The organism is Streptomyces sp. NPDC031426, assembly GCF_055581585.1.
Map to the genome: position 1 here is coordinate 56,909 of NZ_JBVIJE010000026.1, position 18,071 is coordinate 74,979.

The window sequence follows — 18,071 nt, forward strand, 5'->3', positions numbered from 1 at the left end:
CAGCACTGAATGCACCTCCCGCGGGTGGAGCGGCAAGCAAGCGGCTCACAACGTCCGCCGTACCGGGACCGCCCCGTCAGCAGTCCCGAAGCTCCGGCGACTGGTTCAGCAACTGGCTGCGTACCGAGGTGAAGCGGGCCAACGTCTCGTCGACCGAGGCGTCCAGCGGGAACACCGCCACCCGGTGGCAGTTCTGGAAGGCCAGCCGCACACCGAAGTGCCGCTGCAGGGCGCCGCGGATGGCGTCACTCGCGAGCGCACGCAGCAGCTGACCGCGTGCCTGCTCGTCCGGCGGGGGCGTCTGGTTGTCGGCGAACGGTCCGCCGTCGACCTTCAGCTGGGCCACCAGGGAGCTGATCATCTCCCATGCGTAGGGCAGGGAGGTCCGGACGCAGTCGACGAATGCTGCTTCGTCGACCTCGCCTCGCTCGGCCTGTTCGAGTAGGGCCGGTGAGACGTCGAGCGACATGGGTTCTCCTCTCGCACCCCCGCGGAGCAGGGGTTGCCGGACAGGTCAGGGAGTTCGCGATTTCGAACACGCTCAGTACATAGACGGCGACCTCCCGTTTACTACCGTAGGCAACGGTCGGTGACCACACCAGCAGAATGCGTATATGGAACGGTCCCGTTACGGGCACAATCGGCCAGGGATGAACAAGAGTTTCCAGGGACAATTGGGGCGATCGATCGGGAGCGGGACGGGCGAATCGCGCGCACCTCAGGGCGTCGAGTAGCGTTGCCGACCATGCGTCTCGTCATTGCCCGATGCTCGGTCGACTACGCCGGCCGGCTCACCGCCCACCTGCCCTCGGCGCCCCGCCTGATCCTGGTCAAGGCGGACGGCAGCGTCTCCATCCACGCCGACGACCGGGCCTACAAGCCCCTCAACTGGATGTCGCCGCCCTGCACGCTCAAGGAGGGCACCGGCGAGGAAGGGGGCGTCTGGACGGTCGTCAACAAAGCGGGCGAGAAACTGATCATCACGATGGAGGAGATCCTCCACGACTCCTCGCACGAACTCGGCGTGGATCCGGGTCTGATCAAGGACGGCGTGGAAGCGCACCTGCAGGAGCTGCTCGCCGACCGCATCGAGACGCTCGGCGACGGCTACACGCTGATCCGCCGCGAGTACATGACGGCCATCGGCCCGGTGGACATCCTGTGCCGGGACGCGGACGGCGGGACGGTCGCGGTGGAGATCAAGCGCCGGGGCGAGATCGACGGCGTCGAGCAACTCACCCGCTATCTGGAGCTGTTGAACCGCGACCCGCACCTGGCCCCGGTCCGTGGCATCTTCGCCGCCCAGGAGATCAAGCCCCAGGCCCGCGTCCTCGCCACCGACCGCGGCATCGACTGCCAGATCCTGGACTACGACGGCCTGCGGGGCATCGAGGACGACAAGCTCCGCCTGTTCTGAGGCTCACCTTCTCGGCTCGGTCAGATGACCGAGCCGGATGACTGCGACGCGGTCCCCGAGTTCGTTGCGCTCCCCGAACTCTGCGGTGCCGTCGGGCCGCTCGCCGTGTCCGTCGTGGACGGGCCCGGGGCCGACGTGGACGCGGACGGCGAGGACGTGCTGGGTGACGGCGAGGTCGAGGCCGACGGGCTCGGGTCGGTCGACTTCGTCGGTGTCGGCGTACCCGACTTGGTCGTGGACTTGGACGGCGTCGGTGTCGTACCTCCCCCACCCGTGCCCCGGGTGTGGCTCGGGGCCGACGACGGCGATGCGACCGGCTGGGACGGCGTCGGATCCTGCGTCGTGCCACCCGAGTCCGTGGGGCGGGGGACTGCCGGGGCCGAGCCGCCCGCCGACGGGGTCTGGTTCGGGTCGGCCCCGAGGGTGCCGTCGTCCGTGCCCTGGCTCGCCGAGGGGTTCACGTCGACCTTGCCGGCCGGGTTCTTGTCGGCGTTCTCGTTGGACGTCATGCCCAGCGTGACGACCGTACCCAGCACGGCGGCGAGCAGCGCCCCGGAGCCGACCGCCACGAGGTTGCGGCGGGCCAGCCGCCGCAAGCCCCCGCCCCGCTCCGCGGCGGCCGGGAGCCTGGTCGTGACCAGCGGGTCACCGAGGGGCGGGTACGGCGGTGGGGCCGACTCCTCGTGCCGTACCTCCGGCAGCTCGTCCCCCGCCGTCGCGGCGATCCCGGGTACGTCACCGGAGCGGTCGGCGACCAGCGCGAGCGCCCGGCGCCCGGCCGTCGTGCCCCGCTTGTCGGCGAGCGCCCCGCGCAGCCCGATGGACGCCTCCAGCTCGGCGCGGGCCCGGTCGAGCTGACCCCCGCAGAGCGCGAGGACACCCAACTCGTGGTGGAAGTAGGCCTGTTCGGCCACCTCGCCGGTCAGCCGGGAGGCCTCCGCGCCGGACCGCAGGGCCCGTTCCCAGGCGCTCCAGTGCAGCCCGGCGGCGAACGCCGGCGCGGCCGTACGGGCGAGCCGTACCGCGCAGCTCTCCTCGCCCTCGGCCGGGGGTGCCGGGTGCGGGACGATCATGGCGAGCGCGGCCAGCACCGCGTCGGCCTCGGCGCACACCCGCTCGGGGGTGACCGACGGATGCCCGGCCCACCAGGTGTAGTGCTCGGCGGCGGCCAGCGCCTGGGCCTGGGCGTCGTCGGCGTATCCGGCGGCCTCCAGCTGGGCCTGCACCCCGGCCGCGAGCCGGTAGCGGGCGCCGACCGGCGAGACCAGTCCGCACCCGGCCAGCTCGCCGAGGGCGGCGTCGGCGTGGGTGTCGCCGATCAGCGCCGGCAGATGCGCCTGGTGCGGCAGCTCGCCGCCGAGGGCGACCGCGAAGCGCAGGGTGGCACGGGCGGAGGCGCTGAGCCGGGAGGCGAGCAGCGGGGCGGGCGCGGCGGCCTCGCCGAGGGAGGGCAGCGGGATCTCGTCCGCCGGCTCCAGGGACAGCTCCGCCGGCGGGCGTACGTCCTCGAAGACGCCGTACTCGTCCACCGCCCCCACGCCGGCCCGCAGCTCGTCGCGCTGCCGGAGCAGGGCCCCGGCCTGGACGAAGCGCAGCGGCAGCCCCTCGGACTCGAACCACAGGTCGCCGGCCCAGTTGGACTCCTCCTCGGTGAGGACGCGGCCGACGGTCCGCTCCAGGATCTCCACGCCGGCGGCGCGGTCGAGGCCGCTGAGGAAGACCTCCTCGACCTCGGCCCCCTCGGAGGGCGCGGGCACGTCGGGGGTGGCGCCGATCAGGAACGCGCACTCGGGGGTGGCGTCGAGGAGCTCGTCGAGCGCGGCGCCGCCGAACTCGATGTCGTCCAGGACGACGACCGCGCCGATCTCGCGGACCAGTGCGCGCAGTTCCTCCGGATCGAGGCGGTGGCGCGGGGCGTCGTAGACCGCGTGGAAGAGGTCGTGCAGCAGGTCGGTGGTGGTGCGGTGGAAGCCGGTGAGCCGGACCACGCCGTCGGGGGCGAGGTCCAGGCAGTCCTCGGCGACCAGCTCCAGCAGGGCCGTGCGGCCCGAGCCGCCGGGCCCGGTGAGCCGTACCGAACGCCCCCGGGCCAGCAGGCGGACCAGGCGCTCGCGCTCGTCCTGGCGTTCCAGCAGGGAGAGGGCCGGCTGGGCGGGGCCTGGCGGCACCGGCGGCCGGGTGGCCCGCTCGGCCTCGGCGCGCTCGGTGGCGGTGCGCTTGCGGGGCCGCACCGGCCGCCGGTCCGGCGGGCAGGGCTCTATCTCGCTGCCGTCCACGGGGTTCACGGTCAGCAGCAGGTCGCCGGCCACGACGTGCGCCGTACGGGCGATCGCGGGCGTGCTCTGACCGAAGTCCGAGGTGAGGGACTCCCGGGGCGGGCGGCGGCTCGCCGCCTGACCGTGCTCCGCGGGTTCCCGGTCGATCGGGTCCATGGGTTCCATGGGTTAAGACCCCCCAAAAGCGTCGTGTGCCCGGATTCCGGCCCCTCCCGGCCTTGTCGCACACCGCGCTGTCGCTTCTGGTCCGGGCCCGCTCGTCGAGGGTTGCGAGGCGGCGGGCGACCGAACCCTAAACCTTCGCTCAGTATCTCCGACAGGGCGGGGTGCCGTGCGGTCCAAGACATCACAGTCCGGTGAGGATTGCCCCCGTCGTGCGCTTCGGCGGCTGTGTCCGGGTCTCAGCGGCCGCAGCGGTCTCCGTCCGGCTCAGACTCGTACGCGTCTCACACCCGGGGCTGGGACTCGATCCCGATGCCGCCCTCGATGGCGAGGATGCGGTGCAGCCGGGTGGCCACCAGCAGGCGCTGCATCTGCGGCGGGACACCGCGCAGCACCAGACGGCGCCCGCAGCGGCCGGCCCGCCGATGGGCGCCCATGATCACCCCGAGTCCGGTGGCGTCCCAGGAGTCCAGTTCGGACAGGTCGAGCACCAGGTCGCCGACTCCGGTGTCGACGGCCGAGTGCAGGGCCGTACGGGCGTCCGCCGCGCTGCGGACGTCGAGGCGGCCCCCGACGACCAGCTCGGCGTGGTCGCCCCTGATGTACATATGCGCTCCCCGTTGAGTGCGGTTGGCGTACTCCGTGACGTTGCAACGTCTGACTGTGTGAGTGGTGGTGCGGTTGCTGCTTGTAAGCGAACCGATACCGAATTCACCCCTGGGAGTGATACTCCCGGGGGTGATGTCCGGCGGATGTCCGTACGGAAGGTGCTCAGTACTTGTAGAAGCCCTGCCCGCTCTTGCGGCCGATGTCACCGGCGTCCACCATCCGGCGCATCAGCTCCGGCGGGGCGAACTTCTCGTCCTGGGACTCGGTGTAGATGTTGCTGGTGGCGTGCAGCAGGATGTCGACGCCGGTGAGGTCGGCGGTGGCGAGCGGGCCCATGGCGTGGCCGAAGCCCAGCTTGCAGGCGAGGTCGATGTCCTCGGCGGTGGCGACGCCGGACTCGTAGAGCTTGGTCGCCTCCACCACGAGGGCGGAGATGAGCCGGGTGGTCACGAAGCCGGCCACGTCCCGGTTGACGACGATGCAGGTCTTGCCGACGGACTCGGCGAACTCCCGTGCGGTGGCGAGGGTTTCGTCGCTGGTCTTGTAGCCGCGGACCAGCTCGACGAGCTGCATCATCGGCACCGGCGAGAAGAAGTGGACGCCGACGACCCGCTCGGGGTGCTCGGTGGCCGCCGCGATCTTGGTGATCGGGATGGCGGAGGTGTTGGAGGCGAGCACGGTGTCCTCGCGCACGAGCTTGTCGAGCGTGCGGAAGATCTCGTGCTTGACCTCCAGCTTCTCGAAGACGGCCTCGATGACGACGTCGGCGTCGGCGGCGGCGTCCAGGTCGGTGGTCGCGGTGATGCGGGCCAGGGCGGCTTCGGCGGCGGCCGCCTCGATCTTCCCCTTGCTCACGAACTTGTCGTACGAGGCCTTGATGCCGTCGGTGCCACGCTTCAGTGCCTCGTCGGTGACGTCCCGCAGGACGACGTCCCAGCCCGCCTGCGCGGCGACCTGAGCGATCCCGGACCCCATGAGACCGGCCCCGATGACGGCGAGCTTCCGTGCCACTCCGACTCCCTTGAACGCGCTCCAAGTCTGCTTCTCCGGCGGACCATAGCGCTCCGGCGGCGCTGTGTGAGCGGTTAGTAACGCGTGTCACGGTCTCAGACGCTGAGACACCGGTCACGTCTCGATCGACGGGCTCGGCGGCCCTCGAGCCGGCGGATCCGACAGGATTCCGGCCGCGCCGGCCGGAGCGCAAATCCTCGCGGGTCCGTGGCGGTTGGCGCCGTCCGGCGGCGCGCTCAGGCCTTGCCGCGTACGGCGTAGTTCAGGACGCGGTCGCTCAACAGGTCCTCGATGTCGTCGAGGAGGGCGAGTACCTCTCGGGAGACTTCGGCCGGTTTGCGGCCGGCCATCATCTCGCGGCCGATGGTGACGAAGACCGTCTGATGGATCCAGCAGACCTGACCGGCCATCAGGTCCGGCAGCGGGTCGTCGGCGGTGGCGCCGGTCTCCTCGCGCAGGGCCTTCGTCACGTTGTCGTGGACTTCCTGCTGGAAGGTCCACAGGCGGGAGCGCAGGGGCGGCGCGTCATGGATGACCCGCATGAAGCGGTCGTAGCCGTCCATCAGGCCGACCCGGGGCGAGACGGCCTGGACCTCGGCACGCAGTTCGCGCAGGACGGCGCCGGCGGCGGACTCCCCCTTGTCCCGGCTGCGGATCCACCGGGCGAGGCGGTCGACCATGCCGGCGGACCGGTCGAAGAAGAGATCCTCCTTGGCCGGGAAGTAGTTGTAGACGGTGTTGACGGAGACGTTCGCCGCTTCCGCGATTTCGGCGACGGTGACCGCCTCGAAGCCGCGCTCCAGGAACAACCCCGTGGCGACATCCGAGATGTACTGCCGGGTCTGCCGCTTCTTCCGCTCCCTGAGCCCCTCTGCCATGCCCGCATCCTAGCTTCGCTGGGGACCATGGAAACTTGGCCAGCGCGCAAACTTGGTGTCGTTGCAAAATTATGGTGACTCTGTTTTTCTGGGGGCATGTCAGTAGTCATCAGTGCTGCGGGACTCGCCCGCACCTTCCAGACCAAGGCCGGATCCGTGGAGGCCGTGCGCGGCATCGACCTCGCCGTCCGCGAGGGCGAGATCCTCGGCTTCCTCGGCCCCAACGGCGCCGGCAAGACGACCACCCTGCGGATGCTCACCACTCTGCTGGAGCCGACCGGCGGCGCGGCCACGGTCGCCGGGCACGATCTGGCGACGGATCCGGCCGGGGTGCGTGCGGTGAGCGGGTACGTCGCCCAGTCCGGCGGCGTCGATCCGCAGATCAGCGTGCGGGAGGAGCTGGTCACCCAGGGGCGGATGTACCGCCTGGCGAAGGCCGAGGCGGCCGCGCGGGCCGAGGAGCTGGCGCGGGAGCTCGACCTCACCGGCCTTCTCGACCGGAAGGCCGGCGCGCTCTCCGGTGGCCAGCGGCGCCGTCTGGACATCGCGATGGCGCTCACCCATCGCCCGAAGGTGCTGTTCCTGGACGAGCCGACGACCGGCCTGGACCCGGGCAGCCGCGCCGACCTGTGGGACCTGGTCCGCCGACTGCGCGACGACCACGCCACGACCGTCTTCCTGACCACCCACTACCTGGACGAGGCCGACGCCCTCGCCGACCGCCTGGTGATCGTCGACAAGGGCACGGTCGCCGCCGAGGGCACGCCGAGCGCGCTCAAGCTCCGGTACGGCGGCTCGATCGACGCCACCCTCCAGGACACCTTCCTCGCCATCACCGGCCGCGGGCCCGCCCCGGCCGACGCCGCCCCCGTCGCCGTATAGGGATTCACAGACGATGCTTCTTCACGACACGCGCCTCATCTACGGCCGTTACCTCCGCCAGTCCCTGCGCTCCCGCTTCGCGCTGCTCTTCGGGGTGCTCACGCCGCTGCTCTATCTGCTCTTCTTCGGCCCGCTGCTCACCGGTCTGCCGCTGGGCGGCGGGGGCAGCTCATGGCAGGTGCTCGTGCCGGGGCTGTTGCTCCAACTCGGCCTGTTCGGAGCCCTGTTCGCCGGTTTCACGATCATCGTCGAGAAGGGGCAGGGGGTGGTGGAGCGGACGCGGGTGACCCCCGTCAGCCGGCTCGCCCTCCTCCTCGGCCGGGTGCTGCGCGACGCCACGGTCTTCGTCTTCCAAGCGGTGCTGCTGGTGCTGGTCGCGCTGGTGATGGGGCTGCGCGCGCCGCTCGGCGGCATCCTGATCGGCTTCGCGTTCGTCGCCCTGCTCACGGTGTCGCTGGCCTCGCTGTCGTACGCGCTCGGCATGAAGGTCCGCACCCCGCAGGAGTTCGGCCCGCTGATCAACATGGTGTCGATGCCGTCGATGCTGCTGTCCGGCCTGATGCTCCCGATGACGCTCGCGCCCGCCTGGCTGAACGTGCTGTCGCACTTCGTCCCGTTCCGCTACCTGGTGGACGCGGTGCGTGACGCGTACGTCGGCCACTACACGAGCGCGCACATGCTCTACGGCGTCCTCGTCGCTGTCGGTTTCGCGGCACTGACGGTGACGGTGGGCACACGAGTGTTCCGGACGGCCGGGGCATAACTACGCTGGCCGCATGGTCAATCTGACGCGTATCTACACCAGGACCGGCGACAAGGGCACAACCGCGCTCGGTGACATGAGCCGGGTCGCCAAGACCGACCTCCGGATCTCGGCCTACGCCGACGCCAACGAGGCCAACGCGGTGATCGGCACCGCGATCGCGCTGGGCGGCCTGGACGCGGAGGTCGTCAAGGTCCTCGTGCGCGTCCAGAACGATCTGTTCGACGTGGGTGCTGACCTGTCGACGCCGGTGGTGGAGAACCCGGAGTTCCCGCCGCTCAGGGTGGAGCAGTTCTACATCGACAAGCTGGAGTCGGACTGCGACCGCTTCAACGAGCGGCTGGAGAAGCTCCGCTCCTTCATCCTGCCCGGCGGCACCCCGGGCGCGGCCCTGCTGCACCAGGCCTGCACGGTCGTGCGCCGCGCCGAGCGCTCGACGTGGACGGCCCTGGAGGCGCACGGCGACACGATGAACCCGCTCACCGCCACCTACCTCAACCGGCTGTCCGACCTGCTGTTTATCCTGGCCCGTATCGCCAACAAGGACGTCGGGGACGTGCTGTGGGTCCCGGGCGGGGAGCGCTGAGGACGCCGCACGCACCGGGACCCGTACGCGTCACTTGTCCGCGTCGCTCGTCGCGTCCCGGTCGGCCGCGGCGGCCGCGGACTCGGCGGCGTCCACCTTCTTCTGCATCTCGGCGTACCCGGAAGGCGCGGCGGCGGGCGTGCCGGACACCGCCGGGGTGCCGGGGGACGCCCCGGCGTGGTGGGCGCAGCCCGCGGTGAGCGTCACCAGGAGGGCGACCGCCGGCAGCGCCGCCCACGGCGCGCGCATCAGCTCCCCGCCTTCCCGCCGTTGTTGTCCTGGCACCAGGTCCGGACGTCGTTCAGGTCCTTCTGGCGCTGCTGCAGACTGGTCACCAGCGACTTGCGGAAGTCCAGCCGGTCCTGGAGGAAGGTGGCGATCTGGGTGTGACCCGCCTTCTTCGCGTTGTCCACGCGCTGCTGCAGCCGGGCCACCGAGCCACGGGTGCCGGCCCCCGCGTCCAGCCGCTTCAGGGCCCGCTGGATCCGGCGGTCGATCTTGGGCACCCGCTTGCACAGGGTGTGCGCCCCGTCGCCGGTGGGGCCCGGCTTCGGGGTACTGTCGGCCGCCGCGGCCCCGGTGGTGCCCGCCACCGCCAGTACGGCCGCCATCGCCCCGCCCGCGAGCAGCGTGCGGGTACGTCGTCGTGCGTTCATCCTGCTCTCCGTTCCCTTCCCGGACGGCCCGGTGGTCCGTCCGGCCCCTTTCCGGACGGACCGGTCGCCGTCCGACGGGACGGAGGCTAGGAGCGGTCTTTGGGAAAACTCTGTGACCGGTTCGCCCCGGCTGTGCCGATCAGCCAGTCCCGCCGGCCGGGCAGCGCGCCGTCGTCCGCGGGTGCCCCGCCGCCCTGCGCGGGCAGCCGTACCTCGAAGCGCGCGCCGCACCCGTCCGGCCCGTCCATGACCGTGACGCTCCCCCGGTGCAGGGCCGCCTGCTGGGCGACGAGGGTGAGGCCGAGCCCGGAACCGGCGCTGTCCGGGCCCCGCTGGAACCGCTCGAAGATCCTCGCGCGGGCGTCGGACGGTACCCCGGGGCCGTGGTCGTCGACCGTGACGAGGACCTGGCCCGCGCCGCCGGTCACGCCGACCCGCACCCGTGCCCGGCCCTGTGTGTCGCGGCCGTGGACGAGGGCGTTGCCGAGCAGGTTGTCCAGCAGCAGGCGCAGGCCGGGTTCCCAGCCGTGCACGGTGGCTCCGGGTGCCGTGTCGAGGGTGATGTCGGCGTCCGGGGCGCGGCGCCGGGCCTCGGCCACGGCCGCGTCGGCGAGATCGGGCAGGTCGACGGGCCGGAACGCGTCGGCCTCCACCAGGTCCGCGCGCCCCAGGTCCCGCAGCATCACCAGGAGGCCGAGCAGCCGGGCGTGTTCGCGGTGCAGGTCGGCGAGGACCTCGGCGCGCTCCGACGCCGGCAGGTCGGGGTGGTCGGTGAGGATGTCGAGGTTGGTGCCCATGCTCATCAGCGGGGTGCGCAGTTCGTGTGCGGCCGCCGAGGAGAAGGAGCGGGCGGTGTCCAGGGCCTGGCCGGTGCGGGCGGCCTGTTCGTCGTAGCGGGCGAGGACGGTTCTGAGGGTCGCGGCCAGTTCGTCGACCTCGCGCACCCCGGTGCGCTCCGCGGGCAGCCGGGTGGCGCTGGTGCGCGGATCGAGGCCGGCGGTGCGGCGGGTGAGGCGGGTCAGGGGCGCGCTCGCCCCGGTGGTCAGGCCCCAGGCGAGCAGACCGGACAGGGGGGCGGCGAGCACCGCGGTGAGGAGCACCCGGTTGCGGACGAGCCGGACCTGGGTGCGGTCGGCGGTGTCGGGCGAGAAGAGCCACAGCGTGCCGGAGGCGGTGGCGGTCCGCACCGGCCGGGCCAGGGCCCGCCAACTGCGCCCGTCGGCGCGGACGGTGGCGAAACCGGCGGACCGGTCGGGCAGGGTCACGGCGGGGCCGGGCTGGGGACCGCCGCCGAAGCTGGTGTCCGTCCCGACGAGCCGTACGCCGACGTCGAGGGCCGCGGTGAACAGCTGCCGCTCCCGGGTGTCGGTGGCCTTGGGGCGGCCGTTCGCCGAGGCCCGCAGCAGCGCCCGGGCGTCCGGGGCGAGGGCCACCGCGCGTTGCCGCAGGTGCTGGTCCTCGGCCCGGTGCAGGTCCCGGGCGACGAGGTGCAGCAGCAGCCAGCCGGCGGCGAGTACGAGCAGCGGGACGGTGCAGCCGACGGCGAGGGCGATCCGGGTGGTGAGTCTCACGGTGTGTCCCGCGGTTCTCTGAGCACGAAGCCGACGCCTCGCACGGTGTGGATCAGCCGGCCGCCGCCGTCCGCCTCCAGTTTGCGCCGCAGATAGCTGACGAAGGTGTCGACGGCGTCGGTGCGCACGTCGAAGTCGTAGCCCCAGACCCGTTCCAGGAGCTGGTCGCGGGTGAGGACGAGTCCGGCGTTGCGGGCGAGCACCTCCAGCAGCTCGAACTCGCGCCGGGTGAGGTCCAGGTGCCTGCCGTCCCGCTCGGCGGTGCGCGCGTCCGGGTCGATCACCAGGCCCGCGACCCGCAGCTCCGCGCGGCCGGTGGGCGGGCGGCGGCGCAGCAGGGCGCGCAGCCGCAGCACCAGTTCCTGCAGGGCGAACGGCTTGACCAGGTAGTCGTCGCCGCCGGCCTGGAGCCCGGCGATCCGGTCGGCGGTCTCGTCCAGCGCGGAGAGCATCAGCACGGGCAGGTCGCGGCCGTCGTCGCGCAGCCGGGTGCACACCTCGATGCCGCTCATGCCGGGCATCGACACGTCGAGCACCAGTACATCGGGCGGCGTGTCCCGGATCGCCGCCAGCGCCTCGGGGCCGTCGGCGGCGGTCCGCACCGCGAAGCCGCTCAGCCTGAGTCCGCGCTCCAGCGAGCGCCGGATCGCCGCGTCGTCGTCGACGACCAGCACCGCACCGGAGCCCGCCGTGTCCGTCATGCACCCCTCCTCGTCGCCGGTCAGCGTACGACCCCACGCCGGGCGGGCGGCAGGGTGGGCGGGGGCGGGGCGGCTACACCGTCTCGGTGTACGCCTGCGACCTTCGATGTACTCCAGACCATTCTCCCGGCTCACGCGAAGGGTGCAGTCCTGGTGTTGGCTAGGGGCATGCCCCTTCCGCTCCCCCGCCCCCCCGCGACGACGTGCGGATCGCCGTGGGCGGGCTGCTCGGCGGGGTTGCAGTGGGCGGCGCCCTGGGCGCCGTTGGTGCCGCTGGCGGTGACGGCCGCGTGCGAGCCGCTGCGCCGCTCCCGGCCGCGCATCGGTCTCGCGGTCGGCACGCTCGCGCTGACCCTGGACACGGTGACTCTGGGCAGCGTCGTCACGATCGTGCTGTACACCGACCTTGTGTACTCGGCCGTCCTGTACGGCACCCCGTCCTCGGCCCGCCGCATCCCCTGGATCACCGGGCTGCTGACCGTGCTCGGCGGGGTCGTACCGGCCGCCCTGTGGCGCGATCCGCAGGCGCTGCTGATCGGTGTGGGCATCGGCGTGGTGGCGTTCGCGCCGGCCGCGACCGGCTGGGTGGTGCGCAATCACCGGGACGCCGCCGAGGCCGCCCGGTTGCGCGCCGAACAGACCGCGCTGCTGGCCGTGATGGACCGGGCCCAGGCGGTCACGGCCGAACGGGCCAGGAGTACGTGTTCGGGGCGCTGCGGGCGGGGGCGGCCGGATTTCTGCTGAAGAACACCGAGGCCCGGGATCTGCTGGAGGCGGTGCGCACGGTGGCGCGCGGGGAGGGGATCGTCGCGCCGGCCGTGACCCGGCGGCTGATTGCCGAGTTCGCGGCCGGTCCGGTGCGGGAGACGACGAACGGTCCGGCCGTACTGGAGGGCCTGACCGGGCGCGAGCGGGAGGTGCTGTCCTGTGTCGGCCAGGGCCTGTCGAACGCCGAGATCGCCAAGCGGCTGCGGAGGGCGGAGGGCGCACTGAAGACGCACGTCAGCCGGCTGCTGGCCAAGCTGGGGCTGCGCAGCCGGGTCCAAGCCGCCTTGCTGGCCCAGGAGTTGGGGATCCAGCGGCACAGCGGAGGCAAATTGGTCCAGACCTATTGACCGCTGGTCCAGACCTTTCTACTCTCGCAGCACCGTGGGCGTGATGGCTCAGTCATGCCCCTGGCACTCCCGAACATTCCTCCATATCGAGGAGGCGCAGCATGCGCTTCAGACACAGAGCCGCGGCAGGGTTCGCGACCCTGCTGCTCCCCCTGGCCGGCCTCGTCGGTCTCGCGAGCCCCGCCCAGGCCGCGACCAACGCCACGGCGAGCTTCACCAAGACCAGCGACTGGGGAACCGGCTTCGGCGGTCAGTGGACCATCAAGAACACCGGTACCGCCAGCATCAGTTCCTGGACCGTCGAGTGGGACTTCCCCTCCGGTACGTCCGTCACCTCCGCCTGGGACGCGGACGTCACCAGCTCCGGCACCCACTGGACCGCCAAGAACAAGTCCTACGACGGGACCATCGCCCCCGGCGCCTCGGTCTCCTTCGGCTTCAACGGCGCGGGACCCGGTTCGCCGACGAACTGCAAGCTGAACGGCGACAGTTGTGACGGTACGACCGTCCCCGGCGACGCCGCCCCGAGCGCTCCCGGCACACCCACCGCCTCGAACATCACCGACACCTCGGTGCAGCTCAGCTGGGGCGCGGCCACCGATGACAAGGGCATCAAGAACTACGACGTGCTGCGCGACGGCAAGGTCGTCGACACCGTCACCACCACGTCGTACACGGACAGCGGGCTGAGCGCCGGCACCGACTACTCCTACACCGTGCAGGCCCGCGACACCGCCGACCAGACCGGCCCGGTCAGCGGCGCGGTCAAGGTGCACACCACCGGCGGCACCACCACTCCCCCGACCACCGGCGACAAGGTCAAACTCGGCTACTTCACCGAGTGGGGCATCTACGGCCGCAACTACAACGTCAAGAACCTGGTGACGTCCGGCTCGGCCGCGAAGATCACGCACATCAACTACGCCTTCGGCAACGTGACCAACGGCCAGTGCGCGATCGGCGACTCCTACGCCGACTACGACAAGGCGTTCACCGCCGACCAGTCGGTCAGCGGCGTCGCCGACACCTGGGACCAGCCGCTGCGCGGCAACTTCAACCAGCTGCGCGAGCTGAAGGCCAAGTACCCGAACATCAAGGTCCTGTGGTCCTTCGGCGGCTGGACCTGGTCCGGCGGCTTCGCCCAGGCCGCGGCCAACCCGACCGCGTTCGCCGACTCCTGCTACAACCTGGTCGAGGACCCGCGCTGGGCCGATGTCTTCGACGGCATCGACATCGACTGGGAGTACCCGAACGCCTGCGGCCTGTCCTGTGACACCAGCGGGGCGGCGGCCTTCAAGAACGTGATGGCCGCGCTGCGCGCCAAGTTCGGTTCGAGCAAGCTGGTCACCGCCGCGGTCACCGCCGACGGCTCCTCCGGCGGCAAGATCGAGGCCGCCGACTACGCGGGCGCCGCGAGCTATGTCAACTGGTACAACGTGATGTCGTACGACTTCTTCGGCGCCTGGGACGCGCAGGGCCCGACCGCCCCGCACTCCCCGCTCACTTCGTACAGCGGCATCCCGAAGGCGGGCTTCACCACCGCCGACGCGATCGCCAAGTACAAGTCCATCGGCGTCCCCGCGAGCAAGCTGCTCATCGGCATCGGGTTCTACGGCCGCGGCTGGACCGGTGTCACCCAGGACGCTCCGGGCGGGACGGCCACGGGTCCGGCTGCGGGCACGTACGAGCAGGGCATCGAGGACTACAAGGTACTCAAGACGTCCTGCCCGGTCACCGGCACCGTCGCGGGCACGGCGTACGCGCACTGCGGCAGCAACTGGTGGTCGTACGACACCCCGTCGACCATCGCCGGGAAGATGAGCTGGGCCAAGTCCCAGGGACTCGGCGGCGCGTTCTTCTGGGAGTTCAGCGGCGACACCAGCGACGGTGAGCTGGTGAACGCCATCAGCAGCAACCTGTAGAAAGACCCACTGAGCGACGTTGACGCTCCCCCAGACTTCGTCCGGGGGGACCCCCACCCAGCGAGTGAATGTGGCTACGCCACATTCACTCGCTGACCGGGCGGGGCTGCCTCCAGCCATGCGAGGAATCCGGTCAGCGCGTCTTCGCTCATGGCGAGTTCGAGGCGCGTGCCCCGATGGGTACAGGCGAGGACCACCGCGTCGGAGAGCAGCGCCAGTTCCTCCTCGCCCTCGGGCAGCCGGCGGCCGGCCACCTCGATGGCGGCGCGATCCAGGGTGCGGCGCGGGCGGAAGGCGTAGGAGAAGACGCGGTACCACTCGATGCGGTCGCCGTTGTAGCGGGCGACGCCGTAGGACCAGCCCTTGCCGCCCGCGTCCGGTTTCTCGGCCACGTCCCAGCGCAGGGAACAGTCGAAGGTGCCGCCGGAGCGCTGGATGAGCCTGCGGCGCAGCCCGAACAGGAACAGTCCCACCACCACGAGCGCGACCACGATCCCGCACACAGTCAGAGCGAGGACCATCGGCACCGACCTCCTCGTCTCCTAGGTAGGGGAACTGCTTCTGTCACTGAGTAATGAAACCGGAAAAACACCCACATCTGCCTCAGCCGCGACCGGCACCGGATTGCTCCGGGCCGGCCGCGGCTGAGTGACGTCAACGTACCGCGCGGCTGGTTCAGCGCGCCGCCGCCGCACGCAGGCGGACGTCTGCGCGGCGCTCGGCGGCGGCGTCGCCCTCCGCCTTCGCGCGCTCCAGCTCCCGCTCCGTGCGCTGGACATCGATCTCGTCCGACAGCTCGGCGATCTCGGCCAGCAGGGACAGCTTGTTGTCCGCGAACGAGATGAAACCGCCGTGCACCGCGGCGACGACCGTTCCACCGTCACTCGTACGGATGGTCACCGGGCCCGACTCCAGCACACCGAGCAGCGGCTGGTGACCGGGCATGACGCCGATGTCGCCGGACGTGGTGCGCGCGACGACCAGGGTGGCCTCGCCGGACCAGACCTGGCGGTCGGCGGCGACCAGCTCGACGTGCAGCTCAGCAGCCAAGGGTGGCTCCTCGGGTCACCACCCGGCAGGGGCGCCGGGTGTTGGGGTCAATTCTAGTGGGCGTGGATGAGGGGGCGGGACGCGCCCGCCCCCTCGGACGAACTCAGGGAGTTCAGGAGACGCCCAGCTCCTTGGCGTTGGCCTTGAGGTCCTCAAGACCACCGCACATGAAGAACGCCTGCTCCGGGAAGTGGTCGTACTCGCCGTCGCAGATCGCGTTGAACGCGGCGATCGTCTCGTCCAGCGGCACGTCCGAACCGTCCACGCCGGTGAACTGCTTGGCGACGTGGGTGTTCTGGGACAGGAAGCGCTCCACGCGACGGGCACGGTGGACGACGAGCTTGTCCTCCTCGCCGAGCTCGTCGATACCGAGGATCGCGATGATGTCCTGCAGGTCCTTGTACTTCTGCAGGATGTTCTTCACGCGCATGGCCGCGCTGTAGTGGTCCTGCGCGATGTAGCGCGGGTCCAGGATCCGGGACGTCGAGTCCAGCGGGTCCACGGCCGGGTAGATGCCCTTCTCGGAGATCGGACGGGAGAGCACCGTCGTCGCGTCGAGGTGGGCGAAGGTGGTCGCCGGGGCCGGGTCGGTCAGGTCGTCGGCGGGGACGTAGATCGCCTGCATCGAGGTGATCGAGTGACCGCGGGTCGAGGTGATGCGCTCCTGCAGGATGCCCATCTCGTCGGCCAGGTTCGGCTGGTAACCCACCGCGGACGGCATACGGCCGAGCAGCGTGGAGACCTCGGAACCGGCCTGCGTGAAGCGGAAGATGTTGTCGATGAAGAACAGCACGTCCTGCTTCTGGACGTCACGGAAGTACTCGGCCATGGTCAGGCCGGCCAGCGCGACGCGCAGACGGGTGCCCGGGGGCTCGTCCATCTGGCCGAAGACCAGCGCGGTCTTGTCGATGACGCCCGAGTCGGTCATCTCCTCGATGAGGTCGTTGCCCTCACGGGTGCGCTCACCGACACCGGCGAACACGGAGACACCCTCGTGGTTGTTGGCGACACGGTAGATCATCTCCTGGATGAGCACCGTCTTGCCGACGCCGGCGCCGCCGAACAGGCCGATCTTGCCGCCCTTGACGTACGGGGTGAGCAGGTCGATGACCTTGACGCCCGTCTCGAACATCTCGGTCTTGGACTCGAGCTCGTCGAAGTTCGGGGCCTTGCGGTGGATCGGCCAGCGCTCGCCGTCGTAGCTCTCGTCGACGTTCAGCACCTCACCGAGGGTGTTGAACACCTTGCCCTTGGTGAAGTCGCCGACCGGCACCGAGATCGGCGCGCCGGTGTCGACCACCGGGGCCTGGCGGACCAGACCGTCGGTGGGCTGCATGGAGATCGCGCGGACCAGGCCGTCACCCAGGTGCTGGGCGACCTCCAGGGTCAGCGTCTTCTTCTCGCCCGCGTTGGCCGGGTCGGCGACCTCGACGTGCAGGGCCTGGTAGATGTCCGGCATCGCGTCGACGGGGAACTCCACGTCGACGACCGGGCCGATGACCCGGGCGACGCGGCCCGTAGCCGTCGCGGTCTCAACAGTGGTGGTCATTTATCGGTCACTCCCCGCGGTCGCGTCGGCCAGGGCGCTCGCGCCACCGACGATCTCGCTGATTTCCTGGGTGATTTCGGCCTGGCGGGCCGCGTTGGCAAGCCGGGTGAGGTTCTCGATGAGCTCACCGGCGTTGTCGGTGGCCGACTTCATCGCGCGCCGCGTGGCGGCGTGCTTCGAAGCGGCCGACTGGAGCAGCGCGTTGTAGATACGGCTCTCCACGTAGCGCGGCAGCAGGGCGTCGAGGACGTCCTCCGCCGAGGGCTCGAAGTCGTACAGCGGGAGGATCTCCCCCTTGGGGTGGGCCTCCTCGGCGACCTCTTCGAGGCGCAGCGGCAGCAGCCGGGCGTCCAGCGCCGTCTGCGTCATCATCGAGACGAACTCGGTGAAGACGATGTGGAGTTCGTCCACACCACCCTGGGCCGTGTCCTTCTCGATGGCCTCGATCAGGGGCGCCGCGACCTTCTTGGCGTCCGCGTACGTCGGCTCGTCCGTGAAGCCCGTCCACGACTCCGCGATCTTGCGCTCACGGAAGTTGTAGTGGGCGACACCGCGCCGGCCGACGATGTACGTGTCGACCTGCTTGCCCTCGCGCTCCAGGCGCTCGGTCAGCTGCTCCGCCCTCTTGATGGCGTTGGAGTTGAAGGCGCCGGCCAGACCGCGGTCGCTCGTGAGGAGCAGGACCGCGGCACGGGTCGGGTTCTCCGCCTCCGTGGTGAGCGGGTGCTTGGTGTTCGAGCCGGTGCCGACCGCCGTGACCGCGCGCGTCAGCTCGGTCGCGTACGGCGTGGAGGCCGCCACCTTGCGCTGCGCCTTGACGACGCGCGAGGCGGCGATCATCTCCATCGCCTTGGTGATCTTCTTGGTCGCGCTGACGGATCGGATGCGACGCTTGTAGACCCGGAGCTGGGCTCCCATGAGTC

18 protein-coding genes and 2 pseudogenes are annotated in these 18,071 nt (G+C 71.0%); 7 read left to right on the forward strand and 13 right to left on the reverse strand.

The genetic code is table 11. From position 1 onward, the window contains the following. Window positions 1–76: 76 nt before the first annotated feature. The gene (locus ACZ5NH_RS35735; RefSeq protein ID WP_030656147.1) at window positions 77–469 is read right to left on the reverse strand and encodes an SCO5389 family protein; all 393 of its coding nucleotides are present in this window, start codon (window positions 467–469) and stop codon (window positions 77–79) included. 276 nt (window positions 470–745) lie between these two features. Between ACZ5NH_RS35735 and nucS the strand changes: the two genes are divergently transcribed. Next, entirely contained in the window at window positions 746–1,417 is a 672-nt protein-coding gene (nucS, locus tag ACZ5NH_RS35740) for an endonuclease NucS (RefSeq protein ID WP_468781287.1), read from the forward strand. Window positions 1,418–1,437: 20 nt separating this feature from the next. Here the strand turns inward: nucS and ACZ5NH_RS35745 are convergent, their stop codons facing one another. The 4 genes from ACZ5NH_RS35745 to ACZ5NH_RS35760 form a co-directional block, all read right to left on the reverse strand. Continuing rightward, a complete protein-coding gene (locus tag ACZ5NH_RS35745; protein WP_468781289.1) occupies window positions 1,438–3,849 on the reverse strand; it encodes an ATP-binding protein in 2,412 nt (803 codons plus the stop codon). Between the two features lie 290 nt (window positions 3,850–4,139). Continuing rightward, window positions 4,140–4,463, reverse strand: coding sequence for an STAS domain-containing protein (locus ACZ5NH_RS35750; RefSeq protein ID WP_468781291.1), 324 nt, complete (start codon window positions 4,461–4,463; stop codon window positions 4,140–4,142). A 163-nt stretch (window positions 4,464–4,626) separates the two neighbouring features. Next, on the reverse strand, window positions 4,627–5,475 hold the full coding sequence (locus tag ACZ5NH_RS35755; protein WP_468781293.1) for a 3-hydroxyacyl-CoA dehydrogenase family protein: 849 nt from the start codon (window positions 5,473–5,475) through the stop codon (window positions 4,627–4,629). 236 nt (window positions 5,476–5,711) lie between these two features. Further along, window positions 5,712–6,353, reverse strand: a complete 642-nt coding sequence (locus ACZ5NH_RS35760) for a TetR/AcrR family transcriptional regulator (protein WP_468781295.1) — start codon at window positions 6,351–6,353, stop codon at window positions 5,712–5,714. 96 nt (window positions 6,354–6,449) lie between these two features. Between ACZ5NH_RS35760 and ACZ5NH_RS35765 the strand changes: the two genes are divergently transcribed. The 3 genes from ACZ5NH_RS35765 to ACZ5NH_RS35775 are packed head-to-tail and all read left to right on the forward strand — an operon-like array spanning window position 6,450 to window position 8,584. Next, complete coding sequence (locus ACZ5NH_RS35765) at window positions 6,450–7,235, forward strand: ABC transporter ATP-binding protein (RefSeq protein WP_388620908.1); 786 nt, start codon at window positions 6,450–6,452, stop codon at window positions 7,233–7,235. Window positions 7,236–7,248: 13 nt separating this feature from the next. Then, window positions 7,249–7,998, forward strand: a complete 750-nt coding sequence (locus ACZ5NH_RS35770) for an ABC transporter permease (RefSeq protein ID WP_468781298.1) — start codon at window positions 7,249–7,251, stop codon at window positions 7,996–7,998. Window positions 7,999–8,011: 13 nt separating this feature from the next. After that, window positions 8,012–8,584 (forward strand): cob(I)yrinic acid a,c-diamide adenosyltransferase, encoded by a 573-nt coding sequence (locus tag ACZ5NH_RS35775; RefSeq protein WP_468781300.1) that lies wholly within the window; start codon window positions 8,012–8,014, stop codon window positions 8,582–8,584. 30 nt (window positions 8,585–8,614) lie between these two features. Here the strand turns inward: ACZ5NH_RS35775 and ACZ5NH_RS35780 are convergent, their stop codons facing one another. The 4 genes from ACZ5NH_RS35780 to ACZ5NH_RS35795 all read right to left on the reverse strand — a co-directional run bounded on the left by ACZ5NH_RS35780 (window position 8,615) and on the right by ACZ5NH_RS35795 (window position 11,512). Then, window positions 8,615–8,833 carry a hypothetical protein gene (locus ACZ5NH_RS35780; RefSeq protein WP_451557352.1) on the reverse strand — a complete coding sequence of 73 codons (219 nt, stop codon included), beginning with the start codon at window positions 8,831–8,833 and terminating at the stop codon, window positions 8,615–8,617. Beyond that, the gene (locus tag ACZ5NH_RS35785) at window positions 8,833–9,240 is read right to left on the reverse strand and encodes a hypothetical protein (protein ID WP_388620900.1); all 408 of its coding nucleotides are present in this window, start codon (window positions 9,238–9,240) and stop codon (window positions 8,833–8,835) included. The genes ACZ5NH_RS35780 and ACZ5NH_RS35785 overlap by 1 nt, the downstream gene beginning before the upstream one ends. Window positions 9,241–9,326: 86 nt before the next feature. Next, window positions 9,327–10,811, reverse strand: a complete 1,485-nt coding sequence (locus ACZ5NH_RS35790) for an ATP-binding protein (protein WP_468781303.1) — start codon at window positions 10,809–10,811, stop codon at window positions 9,327–9,329. Further along, window positions 10,808–11,512, reverse strand: a complete 705-nt coding sequence (locus ACZ5NH_RS35795) for a response regulator transcription factor (RefSeq protein ID WP_388620896.1) — start codon at window positions 11,510–11,512, stop codon at window positions 10,808–10,810. Before ACZ5NH_RS35795 ends, ACZ5NH_RS35790 begins: the two co-directional genes overlap by 4 nt. A 203-nt stretch (window positions 11,513–11,715) precedes the next feature. Between ACZ5NH_RS35795 and ACZ5NH_RS35800 the strand changes: the two are divergent. The 3 genes and pseudogenes from ACZ5NH_RS35800 to ACZ5NH_RS35810 form a co-directional block, all read left to right on the forward strand. Beyond that, window positions 11,716–12,208, forward strand: a pseudogene (locus ACZ5NH_RS35800) (two-component sensor histidine kinase); the annotation flags it as partial. After that, window positions 12,208–12,627 (forward strand): annotated as a pseudogene (locus tag ACZ5NH_RS35805) (LuxR C-terminal-related transcriptional regulator); the annotation flags it as partial. The pseudogenes ACZ5NH_RS35800 and ACZ5NH_RS35805, both read left to right, overlap by 1 nt. 101 nt (window positions 12,628–12,728) lie before the next feature. Further along, window positions 12,729–14,549 carry a glycosyl hydrolase family 18 protein gene (locus tag ACZ5NH_RS35810; protein ID WP_468781305.1) on the forward strand — a complete coding sequence of 607 codons (1,821 nt, stop codon included), beginning with the start codon at window positions 12,729–12,731 and terminating at the stop codon, window positions 14,547–14,549. Between the two features lie 74 nt (window positions 14,550–14,623). Here ACZ5NH_RS35810 and ACZ5NH_RS35815 read toward each other — a convergent pair whose 3' ends face one another. The 4 genes from ACZ5NH_RS35815 to ACZ5NH_RS35830 form a co-directional block, all read right to left on the reverse strand. Further along, a complete protein-coding gene (locus tag ACZ5NH_RS35815) occupies window positions 14,624–15,070 on the reverse strand; it encodes a DUF2550 domain-containing protein (RefSeq protein ID WP_468781307.1) in 447 nt (148 codons plus the stop codon). A gap of 154 nt (window positions 15,071–15,224) precedes the next feature. Beyond that, window positions 15,225–15,599 (reverse strand): F0F1 ATP synthase subunit epsilon, encoded by a 375-nt coding sequence (locus ACZ5NH_RS35820; protein WP_031171909.1) that lies wholly within the window; start codon window positions 15,597–15,599, stop codon window positions 15,225–15,227. A gap of 112 nt (window positions 15,600–15,711) precedes the next feature. Beyond that, window positions 15,712–17,148 (reverse strand): F0F1 ATP synthase subunit beta, encoded by a 1,437-nt coding sequence (atpD, locus tag ACZ5NH_RS35825; RefSeq protein WP_450981274.1) that lies wholly within the window; start codon window positions 17,146–17,148, stop codon window positions 15,712–15,714. Beyond that, the gene (locus ACZ5NH_RS35830; RefSeq protein WP_468781309.1) at window positions 17,149–18,066 is read right to left on the reverse strand and encodes a F0F1 ATP synthase subunit gamma; all 918 of its coding nucleotides are present in this window, start codon (window positions 18,064–18,066) and stop codon (window positions 17,149–17,151) included. Window positions 18,067–18,071: the final 5 nt, after the last annotated feature.

What these genes read in the sequence shown, in the direction of transcription:
- ACZ5NH_RS35770 (WP_468781298.1), top strand. Translation starts at nt 7,249, where the DNA reads ATGCTTCTTCACGACACGCGCCTCATCTACGGCCGTTACCTCCGCCAG.
- ACZ5NH_RS35830 (WP_468781309.1), bottom strand. Translation starts at nt 18,066, where the DNA reads ATGGGAGCCCAGCTCCGGGTCTACAAGCGTCGCATCCGATCCGTCAGC.
- ACZ5NH_RS35750 (WP_468781291.1), bottom strand. Translation starts at nt 4,463, where the DNA reads ATGTACATCAGGGGCGACCACGCCGAGCTGGTCGTCGGGGGCCGCCTC.
- ACZ5NH_RS35780 (WP_451557352.1), bottom strand. Translation starts at nt 8,833, where the DNA reads ATGCGCGCGCCGTGGGCGGCGCTGCCGGCGGTCGCCCTCCTGGTGACG.
- ACZ5NH_RS35775 (WP_468781300.1), top strand. Translation starts at nt 8,012, where the DNA reads ATGGTCAATCTGACGCGTATCTACACCAGGACCGGCGACAAGGGCACA.
- ACZ5NH_RS35785 (WP_388620900.1), bottom strand. Translation starts at nt 9,240, where the DNA reads ATGAACGCACGACGACGTACCCGCACGCTGCTCGCGGGCGGGGCGATG.
- ACZ5NH_RS35815 (WP_468781307.1), bottom strand. Translation starts at nt 15,070, where the DNA reads ATGGTCCTCGCTCTGACTGTGTGCGGGATCGTGGTCGCGCTCGTGGTG.
- ACZ5NH_RS35745 (WP_468781289.1), bottom strand. Translation starts at nt 3,849, where the DNA reads ATGGACCCGATCGACCGGGAACCCGCGGAGCACGGTCAGGCGGCGAGC.
- nucS (WP_468781287.1), top strand. Translation starts at nt 746, where the DNA reads ATGCGTCTCGTCATTGCCCGATGCTCGGTCGACTACGCCGGCCGGCTC.
- atpD (WP_450981274.1), bottom strand. Translation starts at nt 17,148, where the DNA reads ATGACCACCACTGTTGAGACCGCGACGGCTACGGGCCGCGTCGCCCGG.
- ACZ5NH_RS35765 (WP_388620908.1), top strand. Translation starts at nt 6,450, where the DNA reads ATGTCAGTAGTCATCAGTGCTGCGGGACTCGCCCGCACCTTCCAGACC.
- ACZ5NH_RS35795 (WP_388620896.1), bottom strand. Translation starts at nt 11,512, where the DNA reads ATGACGGACACGGCGGGCTCCGGTGCGGTGCTGGTCGTCGACGACGAC.
- ACZ5NH_RS35760 (WP_468781295.1), bottom strand. Translation starts at nt 6,353, where the DNA reads ATGGCAGAGGGGCTCAGGGAGCGGAAGAAGCGGCAGACCCGGCAGTAC.
- ACZ5NH_RS35810 (WP_468781305.1), top strand. Translation starts at nt 12,729, where the DNA reads ATGCGCTTCAGACACAGAGCCGCGGCAGGGTTCGCGACCCTGCTGCTC.
- ACZ5NH_RS35735 (WP_030656147.1), bottom strand. Translation starts at nt 469, where the DNA reads ATGTCGCTCGACGTCTCACCGGCCCTACTCGAACAGGCCGAGCGAGGC.